Source organism: Fibrobacterota bacterium (assembly GCA_019509785.1).
GTDB lineage: Bacteria > Fibrobacterota > Fibrobacteria > UBA11236 > UBA11236 > Chersky-265.
The window spans coordinates 14,080-28,620 of the sequence record JAEKLQ010000049.1; the positions used below are offsets into that span (position 1 = coordinate 14,080).

A 14,541-nucleotide genomic window follows, 5' to 3' on the forward strand; every position below is an offset into this window, starting at 1 on the left:
TAGCCATGGTTAAATCGAAAAACACCCCCGAACCTGAGGTTCGCATCAAGCTCGAGTCCTTCATCGGGAAGGCGAAGGTCGCGATCGACGCGACTGGTCGCACCAATTTCCCGAAGGACTTCCGTAAGGTTCTGCGGGACGACGCGGGCGGCCAAGTGGTGGTGACGATCGCCGAAGGCAAAACCTTGGCGCTGTATCCCTTATATGCCTGGAACGAATACGTGCAATATCTCGAGAGCCTTGGGCGCGGCGCGGAGATGTCGAAATTCCGCACCCGCATCACCTCGATGGCGAAGCTGTCGGTGTTGGACGCGCAGAACCGCATCTCGCTCACCGCGGAGCAGATGGGTTATGCCGGCATCGCCGGCGAAGTGACCTTCGTCGGCGACGGCAAGCGCGTGCGCCTGTGGGCTCCGGAAAAATACTCGCAGCAGATCGAAGTGATCTCGCCCGACGAAGAGAAGCAATTCGAGAACTGGTTCTGATGGGCGCCGACGCGCGCGGGCGCGACGGCAAGGGCGGGGAGCCGGGCCATGGCTACCACCTACCCGTAATGGCGGATGAGATCGTGGAGCATCTGGTGATCGACAAAAGCGGGACCTACCTGGACGCGACGCTCGGAGGCGGCGGGCATTCCGCGCGCATCCTGGCCGAGCTGGGCCCGCAGGGACGCGTAATCGGTTTGGATAGGGATATGGAAGCGGTGGAGCGTAATCGGAAGAACTTCGCCGGCGAACCCCGCATGCGCGTGGAGCACTCCGAGTTCGCGGGACTGGCCCGATACTGCGCGCCGGAAACCCTCACCGGAGCGCTTTTCGACCTAGGCGTGAGCTCGCGCCAACTGGATTCGCGGGAGCGCGGCTTCTCTTTCGCGCCCGGCACGGCCCTCGATATGAGAATGGGAAGCCAGGGAGCTACCGCGGCAGATTTGCTTAAGGCTTGGGACGAATGGGAACTGGCCGGCGTGCTGCGCCGCAATGCGGACATCGATGAAGCCAAGCGCTTGTCGCGGCATATCCGCGCGGAGATCGAAGCCATCGCGGCCGAGCGGGCCTCGGGCGGAGCGGACGCCCGTACCTCCGACGCGACGGCCGGCCTGGATAGCGATCTGCTTCGCCGGGCGGTGGACAAGCTGCCGGGCGTGCGCGGCGACAACCGAAACTCCCTGCTGGCGCGGGTATTCCAAGCCATCCGCATGGAAGTGAACGATGAGATGGGCCAGGTGGCATCGGGCATGCGGGCGGCGGTGGCTTCCTTGAAAAAGGGCGGACGGCTGTGCGTGCTCAGCTACCACTCGGTGGAGGATCGCAAGGTCAAGGAGACATTGGCGGAGTTCGAGCGGGATTGCATTTGCGATCCCGGCCTACCGGTATGCGTTTGCGGCCGCACCCATCGCAAGCTGAGGAAGGTTTTGCGCAAGCCCGGCTTGCCGACCAAGGCGGAGATGGCGGCCAATCCCCGGGCCCGCAGCGCCAAGCTGAGAGTGGTGGAGAAGCTATGAAGGGCCTTAAGCTCCGCTCCGTCATCGGGTTGTTCTGCATGGTGCTGATCCTGGCCGGGGTCCTGGTCGCCCATGTCGGGAAGCAGAATGCCTACGTGCGCATTTCCATGGACGTGGTGAAGCTGGAAAAGCAACAAGCCCAGTTGCGCAATGAGATCGCCTTGATCGAGGTCTCCGTGGGCGGCCTGAAGAAGATTTCGCGCATCGAGGGTTTGGCCAAAACCCGCTTTGGCCTGGAATACGTAAAGGCCCCGGTGCTGGTTTATCTGGACCGGGACGAGGCCCGGGCTTCGGACGCGGCGCGGGAGCCGGTGGGGCCGCAGGCGGCGGCCTCTAGCGATAAGATCATGGCCGGCGATAAGGGATTGCAATCCGGGAAGGTCGCATGGCGAACAAACGGGTTGTGACCTTAGGGTTCTTCCTGGCCGTGGTTTGGCTGGGCATGCTCGCGCGCGTGGCCTGGGTGCAGGTGGTACGTTCGGGCTATTACCACGAACTGGCCGCGACGCAAAGCATACGCCGGGACGTGGTCGCGCCCAAGCGCGGCGAAATCCTCGATCGCGATCTGCGCAAGCTGGTGGTCAATGCGGATGTGGAAATGGACGCGGGCGCGCGGGCCCGCAAGCTCTCCCGCGTATGCCCGCAAGGCTCCCTGGCGGGCCAGGTTTTGGGCACGGTGGGTAAGGACGGATACGGGCAATTGGGCCTGGAGTATTTCCTGGACCGCGACCTGCGCGGCACCGACGGTTGGAAATACCTGCGCCACGACGTGAAGAACCATTATTACCCCGGCTTCGAGGAAAGGCAGAAGGAGGCCATGGACGGCCTCAACGTGGTCCTCACCCTCGATTCCCGCTTGCAGGAGATCACCGAACATGCCTTGGAGCGGGGCGTGCAAAAGGCGGGCGCCAAGCAGGGCGTGGCCTTGGTGGTGGATCCTTATACCGGCGATATCCTGGCCATGGCCAATTATCCCTTCTACGATCCCAACACCCGCGAGTCCGACGGGAAGGATGCCTGGAAGAACCAGGCCGTGGAGAAGGTGTACGAGCCGGGATCGACCTTCAAGGTCATCACCACCGCAGCCCTGCTGGAAGAGAAGCTCATTTCCCCCGAGGACACCTTGGACGGGGAGAACGGCCAGTACAAGATCGCGGGCCAGATCATCCGGGATACGCATCCGCGCGGCCGCATCAGCTTCACCGACGCGCTGGCCTATTCCAGCAACATCTGCTACGCCAAGGTGGCGACCCGGCTCAAGCCCGAGACCTTCTACAAGTACGTGCGTTCCTTCGGATTCGGCATGAAGTCCGGCGTGGGGCTACCCGCCGAGGAAAGCGGCGTTCTCAAACCCGTGTCCGAATGGAGCGGCCGCACCCAATCCACCATCGCCTTCGGCCATGAGATCTCGGCGACGCCGTTGCAAATGGCCATGGCGGCCGCGGCGGTGGCCAATGGCGGGATGCTGATGAAGCCCCGCATCGTGAAGGCTTGGAGCGACAATGAAGGCCGCGTCGTGCAAGAGGCCCCGCCCCGGAGCGTTCGGCGCGTGATGTCCGAGAGCACGACCGTCCTTGTGAAGAACATGATGCGGGCCGTGGTCCAATACGGAACCGCCGCGGACATCAAGACCGATCGCATCGACCTGGCCGGCAAGACGGGCACGGCGGAAAAGATCGATGCGGGGACCGGCAAGTACGTGCATGGCCTGTTCAATTCCTCCTTCCTGGGCATGGTGCCGGTGGATCGGCCCGAGTACGTATGCCTGGTGATCCTGGATGAGCCGTCCCAACTCAAGTACGGCGGGCAAAGCGCGGCCCCCATTTTCAGGGAGATCGTGGACCGGTTGCTGGCGAGCCCCGAGTATCCGTTGGCCCGCATGGCACATGAGGTACCGTCGGCCCGTCCCCTGGAGACCGCCAGCATGGCGACCGAACCCGTCGCGGTCGCCGCTTCGGCCGGGGAAAGCGTTTCGCGCACGCCCGCCGGATCGATGCCCGATCTTTCCGAGCACACCCTTCGCGACGCCCTTTTCCTGATCAAGGATCTCGGCCTGGAAGTGGAATACAACGGGGCCGGCCGGGTCATCCGGCAAGAGCCTCCCGCGGGGGCGGCCATCAAGAGCGGCCAGAAATGCGTCCTCACCTTGGGATGGATGGGCTGATATGCGCCGTTCCATGAACGTCCAATGAAGCTATCCGAACTCCTGCGCGCGGCGGGGATTACCCTTACCTCGGCCCGCGATCCCGAACTGGCCGCGGTGCGCATCGATTCCCGTAAGGTGGGGAAGGGCGATCTGTTCCTGGCCCTCAAAGGCGCCCATGACGATGGTTCGCGCTACGTGGCCGATGCCATTTCCCGCGGCGCCGCCGCGGTGCTCTCCGAAGGCAATTCCCATCCCGCCCTGGAAGGCGCGCCCGAGCCCCATCCCGGCGCGGAAATCCTTCCCTGCCCGGGCCTCCGCTCGCAGGTAGGCGATCTTTTCAATGCCTGGTACGGCCGGCCCGCCGAAGGCATGGATACCGTGGCGGTGACCGGCACCAACGGGAAGTCCACCATCACCAAGCTGACCTCGTCCATCCTCAAGGCCGCGGGCCGCAAGGTCATTTCCCTCGGGACCATCAGCTACGATATCGACGGCGAATCGCTGCCTTCCGATTTGACCACGCCCGGCCCGGACCAATTCTTCGGGCTCCTGCGCCAAGGCGCCGACAAAGGCTGCACCGCCTTGTCCATGGAGGTCTCTTCCCATGCCCTGAGCCAGGACCGGGTGAAAGGCGTGCTGTTCTCCCGGGCCATCTTCACCAACCTCACCCGGGACCATATGGATTACCACCCGGACTTCGAGGATTACTATCAGGCCAAGAAGCGCTTGTTCACGCGCTATCTGCGCGCCGACGGGGTCGCCATCCTGAACCTGGATTCGCCTCAGGGCGTGCGCCTCGCCAAGGAGTTGCCCTGCGCCAAGCTGACTTTCTCCCGCGGCGCGCATACGCTGGAAGCTTCCGCCGGCCAGGCCGAGCCTGCGAACCAAGCGGGCATTTCCGCCGGCCGGCCCCCGCTGGCGCGGCCCCAAGCCGATCTGGAATTGAAGTCGAGCCGCTTGACCCTTTCGGGAAGCGAGTTCGAAATCGCCTTCAAGGGCGTTCCCTTTCGGTTCCAATCGAAGCTGGTCGGCAGCCTGAATCTGGAGAACCTGTTGGCCGCGGTCGCCTTCGGCTTTTCTATGGGCTTCGATGCCGGAACCATCGGCAAGGGCATTCGCGACGTAACGGTATTGGGCCGGGCCCAGGTTTTCGCCTTGCCTTCCGGCGGCTTCGCCGTGGTCGATTACGCGCATACCCCGGACGCGCTGGAGCGCATCCTCATCAGCCTGCGGCCGCTCACGCCCGGCAAGCTGGCTTGCCTGTTCGGTTGCGGCGGGGATCGCGATCGCACCAAGCGGCCAATCATGGGCAAGATCGCTGTGACCTTGGCGGACCGGGCCTTCCTCACCAGCGACAATCCGCGCGGCGAAAATCCCGAGGCCATCCTGTCCGAAGTGGCGGCAGGCATGCCTGACGCATCCAAGGCCACCCTGATTGCCGATCGCCGGGAAGCCATCCGCGCCGCGCTCGCGACCTTGGGCCGGGACGATTGCCTGCTGATCGCGGGCAAAGGCCATGAGGATTACCAGATCGTCGGCAAAACGAAACGCCATTTCAGCGACCAAGAGGAAATCCTCGCCTGGGCGGGGGAATCGGGGAAGGCCGGCGCTGGCCGGACTATGGAAAGCGGCCATGGAGCTTAAGCTGTCCGAAATGGCGGAGATGCTGGGCGCCCAAGTGGTCGGCAAGGCCCGCGGGAGCAAGGCCGTCAGCCTATGCACCGATTCGCGCGCGTTGAAAAAAGGCCAGGTTTTCTGGGCCCTCAAGGGCGAAAAATTCGATGGGCATCAATTCGCGAACCAAGCGTTCAAGTCTGGAGGGTATGCGGCCGTGGTAGATGAAAGCTGGATGCAAGGAAACGCAATCCCCGTCAACGTGTACATCCCCGTGAAGGATACCAACCAGGCCTTGCTGGATTTGGCGCGCGCCTACGCCGCCAAGTTCCGCATCCCCAAGGTGGCGGTGACGGGTTCGAACGGGAAGACCACCACCAAGGATATGATCTCCCGGGTGCTGGCGATGGTCGGCCCTACGCTTTCGACCCAGGGCAATTTCAATAACCAGGTTGGCGTGCCGTTGACCCTGTTCGAATTGAAGAGCCGCCACCGCTTCGCCGTCATCGAGATGGGCACCAACCATCCGGGCGAGATCGCGCCCCTTTCGATTTGCGCCCGGCCCAACATCGCCGTGGTCACCAATATCGGATACAGCCATCTGGAGCATTTCGGTTCCAAGGAAAAGATCCGCGACGAGAAGCTGACGATCACCGCCGGATTCGATCCGAAAGGAACCTTGATCCTCAACGTGGACGATCCCCTCTTGGCCCGGGTGAAGGCGAATTCCCGCCAGAAGCTTTTGACCTTCGGCATCGATCGCGGACAAATCCGCCCGGCCGACCTGGCCTTCAACGACGATGGCTGCGCATCCTTCCGCATCGGGCGCACACGCTTCCAATTGCAAGTGCCCGGCCGCCACAACGTCTATAACGCCTTGGCCGCCATCGCAGTAGGCGTGCAACTCCGCATTCCCAAAGGGGATATCGCCTCGGCCTTGAAGTCCTTCACAGCCAGCAAGAACCGGATGCAGCTCAAGCGGCTGGCGGGCATTACCGTCCTGGACGATTGCTATAACGCGAATCCTTCCTCGATGCGCTCGGCCTTGACCACCTTGGGAGGCATGCGCGCCGCGGGACGGCGCGTGGCCGTGTTGGGCGATATGCTCGAGCTCGGTCCCGAAGGCGAAGCGCTGCATGCCGAGATGGGCCAATACCTGGTGGAAATGGGTGTGGATGAATTGTTCACCTTCGGCCAGCTCAGCCGCCACATCAACGCCGGCGCCCGCGAGAAAGGCTTGCCGCGCCAGCGCGCCCATCATTTTTCCGATTTCGATTTGATGGCCGAAGAGCTCTTGCGCCATCTGGCCCCTGGCGATGCGTTGCTCGTGAAGGCATCCCGCGGGATGAAGTTGGAACGCGTGTTCGAATTCCTCCAAGCGAAGGCCAAGGCCGGCGCCTTCAGCAAAGAAGAAAGGGCCTGAAACGGGAAGACGGATAGTCCCCGGGATCAACGGTTTATGAAGCGATTGCGCATCGACATTTTCCTCTTGCTCGGCGTGCTGGCCCTGGTGGGCCTGGGCATCGTCATCATCTATTCGTCGTCGGCGGCGTTCGCGCAATCCCGCGGCTTGCCGGATTCCTTCTATCTCGTCAACCACATCAAGAAGGTCATCATCGGTTTTCTCGCCTTCTTGATCGGGCTTTCCGTTCCCTATAAGACCTGGGAAAACGTCTCCCGGCCCGTCATGTACCTGGCCGCGGGGCTTTTGCTGGTGGTGGCGGTGATGGGCATTTCCGCCCACGGCGCGCGCCGCTGGATCAGCTTCGCCAGCTTCGGCCTGCAACCCTCGGAATTGGCCAAGGTGGCCATGGTCTTCTTCCTGGCCAAGCTGTTGACGGATAAGGCCGAAGACATGCCTAGGCTCGGGAAGGGCTTTATCGCTTCCATGGCCTTCCCCATGGTGGTCTTCCTCCTCATCCTGAAGCAGCCCAATTACAGCACGGCCGCCACGGTCCTGGCCATAACGGTCGCCATGGTTTTCGCCGGGGGAGCCCGCATCCGGCATATGGTCGGCTTAGGGGCGATCGCAGTCCCGGCCTTGGGCGTGCTCATGGTCAGCAGCGCCTATCGCCTGAAACGCGTCATGGCTTTCCTGCATCCGGAAAACAATCTGGCCAGCTCGTATCAAAGCTTGCAGGCCCTCATCAGCCTGGGGAACGGGGGATTGTTCGGAACCGGCCTCGGGACCAGCACCCAAAAGCTTGGTTATTTGCCCATGCCCTTCACGGATACCATCTTCTCCATCCTCGGGGAAGAGTTGGGCCTGATCGGCACGGCCGTTTGCCTGTCGTTGTTCGCCTTGGTCATCTGGCGCGGCTTGCGCGTCTCATTCCATTGTCCCGATCGGTTCGGCAGCCTGGTCGCTTTGGGCGTCACCGTCTCCCTGTCGGTCAACGTCATCATGCACGTGGGCGTATGCGCCAAATTCTTCCCGACCACGGGCCAGACCTTGCCTTTCGTCTCGTACGGCGGCACCTCGCTGGTGGCCAGCCTGTTCGCCATGGGCGTGCTCCTGAACATCTCGGGGCATAGCCTGGATTCGATACCGGAATCGTGGCGCGCCAATCCGCAAAAGTGGCAGATGCTGGCGGGCGCGGCCAGGGCCAAACCGGGCGCGCGCGAACGCTTGGGCGCGAACGGGGCTTTGGGTTCGGCGCGCAAGGCCGGAAAGGCGGCGGCATGAAGCCCTCCCCCCGGCTGCAACGGCTCCATTTCATCGGCATCGGCGGGGCCGGCATGAGCGTGCTGGCCGAAGTGCTGGCTTCGTGGGGTTTCACGGTTTCCGGAAGCGATGGGCAGGAAAGCGAAACCCTGGATCGGCTGCGCGCATTGGGGATGAAAGCGATAGCCGGGCATGCCGCGTCCCATCTCGGCGAACCCGATGCGGTCGTTTATTCCTCCGCCGTCCCGGGCTCCAATCCCGAATTGGCCGAGGCCCGGCGCCGGGGCTTGCCCTTGGTCAAGCGCGCCGAGATGTTGGGCGAAGCGCTGCGCGGGAAATACGCCTTGGCCGTGGCCGGCACCCACGGGAAGACCACCACCACCACCATGCTCGGCCGCATCTGGATCGAAGCCGGGAAAGAGCCCACCTTGCTGGCGGGCGGCACGGCCCGGGGCGAAAACCTGTCCGCCTTGGCAGGCAAAGGGGAAGCGGTGATCGTGGAGGCGGATGAATTCGATCGGTCCTTCCTTTCCCTGCGCCCGGCCGCCGCCATCATCGGGAACATCGATTCCGATCATCTGGATACTTACGGAAGCCTGGATGCCATCCGGGACGCCTTCCGCGAATTCGCCGAAGGCATGCCCTTCTACGGTTTAGTCGTCGCCAATCGCGATGACGCGGGCGTGCAGGCCGTGCTTCCGCGCCTGACCCGTCGCGTGGCGACCTACGGATTGCAAGCCGGCGCCGACTACCGCGCCGTCGATGCCCGGATCGCGAGCCAAGGCATGATTTTCAACCTGGAGCAGCACGGATCCGTGCTTGGCGGAATACGATTGCCGGTCCCGGGCATCCATAACGTTTACAACGCCTTAGCCGCCGCGGCGCTTTCCCTGGAAGAAGGCATTCCTTTCGCCGTAATCCAAAAGGCCCTGGCCGGCTATCCGGGCGTCAAACGTCGTCTCGAGTTGCGCGGCTTAAAGGCGGGCGTAGCATTCTACGACGACTACGCGCACCATCCGACCGAAGTGTCCGCGGCCCTCAAGGCAGCCCGCGGTCTCGTGCCGAAGACGCCGGCTGCCGGTCGTTTAATCGCGGTGTTCCAGCCCCATCTATACAGCCGCACGCGGCAATTGCATCGGGAATTCGCCGCCGCCTTCGCGGCTTGCGATGAGCTTTTCGTCACGCGCGTCTATCCTTCCCGCGAGCAGCCCATTCCCGGGGTGGAAGGCGACTTGATCGTCGCCGATGCCCGCGCCGACGGGATGAGCGCCGATAAGGTCCATTTCGTGGAAGATATCGAAACCCTTCCGGGGGCCGTCGCGGCCCGCGTACGTTCCGGGGATTTGGTCCTGACCATGGGGGCGGGGGATATCAGCTATCGCTGCGGCGCCATCATGGAGGCGGTGCGATGAGCCGCGCACGCACGGGAAGGCCCGGCCGGCGCGGCGCGGGCAAAGCGGCGGGCCATGTCATGCGCAATGTGCCCCCCACGGCCCCGCGTACAGGCCGCAATGGCCAGAAATCGGCGCAAGCCAAGCGTGAACTCGCCCGCACCCGCCGGGCCGGGAGCCTGCGGCGGGCTTGGAACGCGCTTCGCTTAGGATTAGGCGCGACCTTGGTAACGGGCGCCATCATCGCCGCGGGTTGGGCCGGCTGGCGCGCCTTCGCGACCCATGACGTCCTGGCTTTGCGGGAGGTCGAGGTGGTGGGGAACAGCCGTGTGGACAAAGCCGCCATCTTGGAGAAGGCGGGCTTCGAACTCGGCGAGAAACTGCCCCTCATCCATCTGGCCGCGGCGGAAGCGGCGGTGCGATCCTTGCCAGGCATCGGCGAAGTCGAGGTACGGCGTATGTACCCGTCGCGCATAGAGATCCGCATCAAGGAAAAGCAACCGGTGGCGATGGGATACGCCCGCAGATGGTATGGTCTCGCGTCCGACGGCACCGCCTTGCCCGGCGTCAATTGGGGCCGCTCCGATCTTCCGGTGATCGACAAGTTCGGGACCTTGGATAGCTCGATGCGGGCCGCGTTGGGCGGCTTCCTGGAACGCGCGCGCGCGGAGTATCCCGATTTGTACGCGAACTTCTCGCAGATGTCCCCGCGCGGCGGCGACGGGGTGGAAATCATCCTTAGGGATCGCAAGCTTAAGGTGCTCTTGCCCCTGGAACGCGCCGGCGCGGGATCGAATTTCGCTACTTCGGGATCCAATAAGTCGTTGATATCGCTCGAATTCCTGAGAACCTTGCAACAGCAGCAGGCCGCCGCGCTCGAGCCCGGCAAGACGGTCGACCTGCGCGTGGAGGGCTATGCGTACGTCAGATGAGATCGGGTTCGCGCCCTTTGCCCGCGGGCTTCCCGAGGGGGGTGCATCGGATGTTACCCCCGCCCCGCGAGCGGCGTCCCATAAGGCGCGCGCGTCGATCGGAAATTTTTTTTGGCGGAAATCGTCCGCGATGTATTACTATAATTGATAGGAGATCCCCATGGCGAACCCAATAGTCGGATTGGACATCGGCACCACCAAGATCGGCGTCATCATCGGCGAGGTGGATCCGAACGGCCAATTGAAGATCGTAGGCGTGGGCACCAGCCCCAGCGAAGGCCTGCGCAAGGGCGTCGTGGTCAACATCGAGAAGACCGTTAAGAGCATCCATCGCGCGGTGGAAGAAGCCGAGCTGATGGCGGGCGTGGACGTGGAATCGGTGTACGTCGGCATCGCCGGCGATCATATCCGCTCCATCAACAGCCGCGGCGTGATCGCCGTATCGCGCACCGATAACGAGATTACCCGTCAGGACGTGGCCCGTGTGATCGAAGCCGCCCGCGCGGTGGCCATCCCCATGGATCGCGAGATGCTGCACGTCATCCCGCAGGAATTCATCGTGGACGATCAGCCGGGGATCAAGGATCCCGTGGGCATGAGCGGCGTGCGCCTGGAAGGCGACGTGCACATCGTCACGGGCGCCATTACTTCGGCGCAGAATATCTACAAGAGCGTGGAGAAGGCGGGCCTCAAAGTCGCCGATATCGTACTCGAGCCGTTGGCCTCTTCCTACAGCGTGTTGGAGGACGACGAGCGGGAACTGGGCGCGGCCGTCATCGACATGGGCGGCGGCACCACCGACCTGATCGTCTTCATCGAGGACAGCGTGCGGCATACGGCCAGCATCGGCCTGGGCGGGAAGAACGTGACCAACGATTTGGCCATCGGCATCCGCACCCCTTTGGAACGGGCCGAGGAGATCAAGCGCAACCACGGCACCTGCCTGCGCTCAGGCCTGGAGAATTCGGAATACATCGCCGTCCCCGGCGTGGGCGGCCGCGAGCAGCGCGAGGTGAGCCGCGCGGTGCTGGCTTCCATCATCGAGCCGCGTATGCGTGAGATTTTCACGCTGATCATGCGCGAGCTCCAGAAGAACCACTACCTCGACATGCTCGGGGCCGGAGTGGTCCTGACCGGCGGCGGTGCCCTGATGCATGGGGCCGTGGAATTGGCCGAGCAGGTATTCGGAATGCCCGTGAAGCTCGGGGTTCCCAAAGGGTTCGGCGGGCTGGTGGATTCGGTCGCCACCCCGGTGCATGCCACCGGCGTGGGATTGGTCCAATACGGCGTGATGCGTTCGAGCCAGAATCGCGAAGAGCAGGGAGCGGCCCAGGGCAGCGACCGGTTCAAGGAAATCGTTCGGAAGATGACCGATTGGGTGAAGCAGTACGTCTAGTACGTCCCGGTCATGCTTGGGAATGGCGCAGGATTGAAACCCTTTAAGGGCAAGGAGCAGCAGATGGTTTTTTCATTCGACGACAACGTGAAGACGGTCGCCAAGCTTAAAGTGGTGGGCGTCGGCGGAGCCGGCGGCAACGCCATCAACCGCATGGTGGCTTCGGGATTGCAGGGCGTCGAGTTCATCGCGATCAACACCGATGCCATGGCGTTGGAGCACAACCGGGCGGACGTCAAGATCCAGATCGGGACCAAGCTGACCGGCGGCCTGGGCGCCGGGGCCAATCCCACCGTGGGCAACATGTCCATGCAGGAGGATCGCGAGCGCGTGCGGGCCCAACTGGAAGGCGCGGATATGGTCTTCATCGCGGCCGGCATGGGCGGCGGCACCGGCACCGGCGCGGCCCCCGTGGTCGCCGAGATCGCCCGCGAGATGGGCATCCTGACCGTGGCCGTCGTGACCAAGCCTTTCCTGTGGGAAGGACCGGTCCGCGACAAGAACGCCTCCAACGGCCTGGAAGGCTTGCGCAAGAACGTGGACACCGTGATCGTGGTGCCCAACCAGAAGCTCCTTTCCGTCGTCAGCAAGACTACGCCGCTGCGCGAAGCCTTCAAGATGGCGGACGATATCCTGAGCTCGGCCACGCGCGGCATATCCGACATAATCCTCAAGCATGGCGACATCCAGGTGGACTTCGCGGACGTGCGGGCCATCATGTCCCAGGGCGGGGACGCCTTGATGGGAACGGGCCAGGCCCAGGGCGAGAATCGCGCGACCATAGCGGCCGACCGGGCCATCCATAGTCCGCTTTTGGACAACGTCAGCATCGCCGGCGCCACCGGCGTGCTGGTGAACATCACCGGCGGCGAGGACCTGGGGATCATGGAAGTCAACGACGCCATGAACTTCATCTACGAGGCCGTGGGGCCCGAGACCCAGACCAACATCATCTTCGGTACCGTCATCAATCCGGATTTCAAGGACGAGATCGCCATAACCGTGATCGCCACCGGCTTCGGCCAGGTGCATACCCCCAAGCAATTCAGCCCCAAGCTGACCGGCTCGGAAGGGCCCCGCCGCCCGGCCTCCGGCCCGGCTTATCCGCAGGGCTCGATCCAAGGGTCTTCGGTTCCCAATCGCGAAGTCTCCAAGCCGGCTCCCATCGTGGAACCCTATCGCGACTATGACCGCAGCACCTTCGAGCGGTACACGGAATCGAATATGAACGAAATGCCCGACGCGCCGGCCGCCCCGCAACGCATGGCCGATCCGGCCCGGCCCGAGCGGATCGATCGCGTATCGCCCGCCTATCCGGGATTCCAGGCCGCCCCCCAACCCAAGCCGGTGGATGAGCCGCCCAGCCGGGTCCCGTTCTCGAAGCCGATTCCCGGCAAGGCCGGCTTCGGCCATATCGCGCCGGTCCCCCGGGACGACGAGAACCGCGTGCTCTTCAACGACGCCAACGATCCCAAGCGCGGCTTCGGGACCGTAACGCCCCCGAGCATCAAGGGGCGCTATAAGGATTTGGATCCGGATATCGATTACGAAACGCCGGCCTTCCTGCGCAATCAAGCCGACTAGGCGTTATTCTCTTCCGCCCTGCAAAGGCCGTCCGCGAAAGCGGGCGGCCTTTTTTGCACGCGGGCCAGCTTTTAATTTGGTTTCGGCCTTAGAGGCGAGCGTCTGGAGAAGGACGGGCGTTCCTGAGTACGGGACAGGCGTACCCGGGTCCGCAAAAAGCCAAGATAGACAATGTATGGGCAATCATTGTCAATACAAAGTCTAGCGGGATAGCAGTGAAGGCCCCAGACGGATGCGCCCCTGGGCGTCGAACCGGCCTTCCCAGAGCCATGCGGGCGTGGACGGCATAGAAGAAGCCCGTAGGGACGGGGGCGGGCCTTGGCGTAACCCCGTGGTTACCGTAGGATCGATTTCCCGTAGCGAAACGAACTTCCATTCGCACGATTCGTTGTCGGTGCGGATGAGCATGGTCCCGTGCCCTTCCGTGATCGCCATGGACTGGGTCAGCCCGGCGCAGCCCGAAACGTCGCCACCAGGGAAATTGGTCCCGTCGTCCACCATTTCCCCGACTTTTTCCCAATGGCCGCCGCCTGCCGGCGGCCCGGAGCCGACGTCGGAGACGGTGTCGATATAGGTCTCCAGGCGCACGTGCGCGCCGCCGTCCACATTGTAAACCAGGAATTTCATGCCGATCCATTTGCCGATGGGCACGGTCTTGCCCGGGAACAGGGGCGCCGAATAGCCCGCCCGGGTCGAATAGACCTTGCTGTCGGGATGCTTAAGTTCTTTCTCCCAATCCCAATTCCCGTCGTCGCGGAAGCGGGAGGCGTATCCGGTGGCGTCGCAAACGTTGCCGCCCTCGCTCGCATGCGCGAGCGGTCCCGTCCGGACTTGGATTTCCATGCCGTCCCATGCCGAGCCACCGGAAGACAAGCGGCGGGCATACCCGGTCGCTTCGATGTTCAGATAAGCCTGCGCCGGGACCTTGGGCGTAGGCGGAGTCCCCGCGTAGAGTTCGGTGGAATTGACATGGAAGCGTGGCCCGCCTCCGTTGATGAGAAGCGCGCCCTTGCCATCGATGTACAAGCTGTCGCCGCTGCCCGAGCTATGGTTGTCGGTCCAGCCGGTGGGGTCGTACGGGTCCCCGGAATACTTGACCAGGCGCGCGACCCCGTTCCCCCAATGGGCGGAATTCCATTCCTGGGTACCTTTCCGCGTGGGGTGGAAGCGGAGAATGCCGAACGCGTCGAGCGCCGTATCGGCAGCGCTGCGCGCGGAAGCCGGGAGGGCCGCAGCCAAGAAGGCAATGCCCAAGAGGCACGGGAAAGCGAAGCGGTTGCGGCCGGCGGTAGCGATTGGCATAATCCGGAAT

General features: G+C 63.5%; 12 protein-coding genes. 11 read left to right on the forward strand and 1 reads right to left on the reverse strand.

Going from position 1 to position 14,541, the window contains the following annotated elements; genetic code table 11:
• Positions 1 to 5 precede the first annotated feature (5 nt).
• From JF616_14675 to ftsZ, 11 genes are all read left to right on the forward strand, one after another.
• Complete coding sequence (locus JF616_14675) at positions 6 to 485, forward strand: hypothetical protein (GenBank protein MBW8888995.1); 480 nt, start codon at positions 6 to 8, stop codon at positions 483 to 485.
• Complete coding sequence (gene rsmH / locus JF616_14680) at positions 485 to 1,501, forward strand: 16S rRNA (cytosine(1402)-N(4))-methyltransferase RsmH (protein ID MBW8888996.1); 1,017 nt, start codon at positions 485 to 487, stop codon at positions 1,499 to 1,501. Before JF616_14675 ends, rsmH begins: the two co-directional genes overlap by 1 nt.
• Positions 1,498 to 1,908, forward strand: a complete 411-nt coding sequence (locus tag JF616_14685; protein MBW8888997.1) for a hypothetical protein — start codon at positions 1,498 to 1,500, stop codon at positions 1,906 to 1,908. Before rsmH ends, JF616_14685 begins: the two co-directional genes overlap by 4 nt.
• Positions 1,887 to 3,665 carry a transpeptidase family protein gene (locus JF616_14690; protein ID MBW8888998.1) on the forward strand — a complete coding sequence of 593 codons (1,779 nt, stop codon included), beginning with the start codon at positions 1,887 to 1,889 and terminating at the stop codon, positions 3,663 to 3,665. The genes JF616_14685 and JF616_14690 overlap by 22 nt, the downstream gene beginning before the upstream one ends.
• Before the next feature lie 24 nt (positions 3,666 to 3,689).
• Positions 3,690 to 5,291, forward strand: a complete 1,602-nt coding sequence (locus JF616_14695) for a UDP-N-acetylmuramoyl-L-alanyl-D-glutamate--2,6-diaminopimelate ligase (GenBank protein MBW8888999.1) — start codon at positions 3,690 to 3,692, stop codon at positions 5,289 to 5,291.
• Positions 5,281 to 6,684: a UDP-N-acetylmuramoyl-tripeptide--D-alanyl-D-alanine ligase gene (locus tag JF616_14700; protein MBW8889000.1), complete on the forward strand. Its 1,404-nt coding sequence runs from the start codon at positions 5,281 to 5,283 to the stop codon at positions 6,682 to 6,684. Before JF616_14695 ends, JF616_14700 begins: the two co-directional genes overlap by 11 nt.
• 36 nt (positions 6,685 to 6,720) lie before the next feature.
• A complete protein-coding gene (ftsW, locus tag JF616_14705) occupies positions 6,721 to 7,947 on the forward strand; it encodes a putative lipid II flippase FtsW (GenBank protein ID MBW8889001.1) in 1,227 nt (408 codons plus the stop codon).
• Positions 7,944 to 9,338 (forward strand): UDP-N-acetylmuramate--L-alanine ligase, encoded by a 1,395-nt coding sequence (locus JF616_14710; GenBank protein ID MBW8889002.1) that lies wholly within the window; start codon positions 7,944 to 7,946, stop codon positions 9,336 to 9,338. Before ftsW ends, JF616_14710 begins: the two co-directional genes overlap by 4 nt.
• Positions 9,335 to 10,249: an FtsQ-type POTRA domain-containing protein gene (locus JF616_14715; protein MBW8889003.1), complete on the forward strand. Its 915-nt coding sequence runs from the start codon at positions 9,335 to 9,337 to the stop codon at positions 10,247 to 10,249. Before JF616_14710 ends, JF616_14715 begins: the two co-directional genes overlap by 4 nt.
• A 160-nt stretch (positions 10,250 to 10,409) precedes the next feature.
• The gene (gene ftsA, locus JF616_14720) at positions 10,410 to 11,645 is read left to right on the forward strand and encodes a cell division protein FtsA (GenBank protein MBW8889004.1); all 1,236 of its coding nucleotides are present in this window, start codon (positions 10,410 to 10,412) and stop codon (positions 11,643 to 11,645) included.
• Positions 11,646 to 11,708: 63 nt separating this feature from the next.
• Positions 11,709 to 13,229 (forward strand): cell division protein FtsZ, encoded by a 1,521-nt coding sequence (gene ftsZ, locus JF616_14725; protein ID MBW8889005.1) that lies wholly within the window; start codon positions 11,709 to 11,711, stop codon positions 13,227 to 13,229.
• A gap of 201 nt (positions 13,230 to 13,430) precedes the next feature.
• Here ftsZ and JF616_14730 read toward each other — a convergent pair whose 3' ends face one another.
• On the reverse strand, positions 13,431 to 14,531 hold the full coding sequence (locus tag JF616_14730) for a hypothetical protein (GenBank protein ID MBW8889006.1): 1,101 nt from the start codon (positions 14,529 to 14,531) through the stop codon (positions 13,431 to 13,433).
• Between the last annotated feature and the right edge of the window lie 10 nt (positions 14,532 to 14,541).

Excerpts from the sequence above, each read along its gene's own strand:
- JF616_14675 (MBW8888995.1), top strand. The coding sequence starts at position 6 with ATGGTTAAATCGAAAAACACCCCCGAACCTGAGGTTCGCATCAAGCTC.
- rsmH (MBW8888996.1), top strand. The coding sequence starts at position 485 with ATGGGCGCCGACGCGCGCGGGCGCGACGGCAAGGGCGGGGAGCCGGGC.
- JF616_14685 (MBW8888997.1), top strand. The coding sequence starts at position 1,498 with ATGAAGGGCCTTAAGCTCCGCTCCGTCATCGGGTTGTTCTGCATGGTG.
- JF616_14690 (MBW8888998.1), top strand. The coding sequence starts at position 1,887 with ATGGCGAACAAACGGGTTGTGACCTTAGGGTTCTTCCTGGCCGTGGTT.
- JF616_14695 (MBW8888999.1), top strand. The coding sequence starts at position 3,690 with ATGAAGCTATCCGAACTCCTGCGCGCGGCGGGGATTACCCTTACCTCG.
- JF616_14700 (MBW8889000.1), top strand. The coding sequence starts at position 5,281 with ATGGAGCTTAAGCTGTCCGAAATGGCGGAGATGCTGGGCGCCCAAGTG.
- ftsW (MBW8889001.1), top strand. The coding sequence starts at position 6,721 with ATGAAGCGATTGCGCATCGACATTTTCCTCTTGCTCGGCGTGCTGGCC.
- JF616_14710 (MBW8889002.1), top strand. The coding sequence starts at position 7,944 with ATGAAGCCCTCCCCCCGGCTGCAACGGCTCCATTTCATCGGCATCGGC.
- JF616_14715 (MBW8889003.1), top strand. The coding sequence starts at position 9,335 with ATGAGCCGCGCACGCACGGGAAGGCCCGGCCGGCGCGGCGCGGGCAAA.
- ftsA (MBW8889004.1), top strand. The coding sequence starts at position 10,410 with ATGGCGAACCCAATAGTCGGATTGGACATCGGCACCACCAAGATCGGC.
- ftsZ (MBW8889005.1), top strand. The coding sequence starts at position 11,709 with ATGGTTTTTTCATTCGACGACAACGTGAAGACGGTCGCCAAGCTTAAA.
- JF616_14730 (MBW8889006.1), bottom strand. The coding sequence starts at position 14,531 with ATGCCAATCGCTACCGCCGGCCGCAACCGCTTCGCTTTCCCGTGCCTC.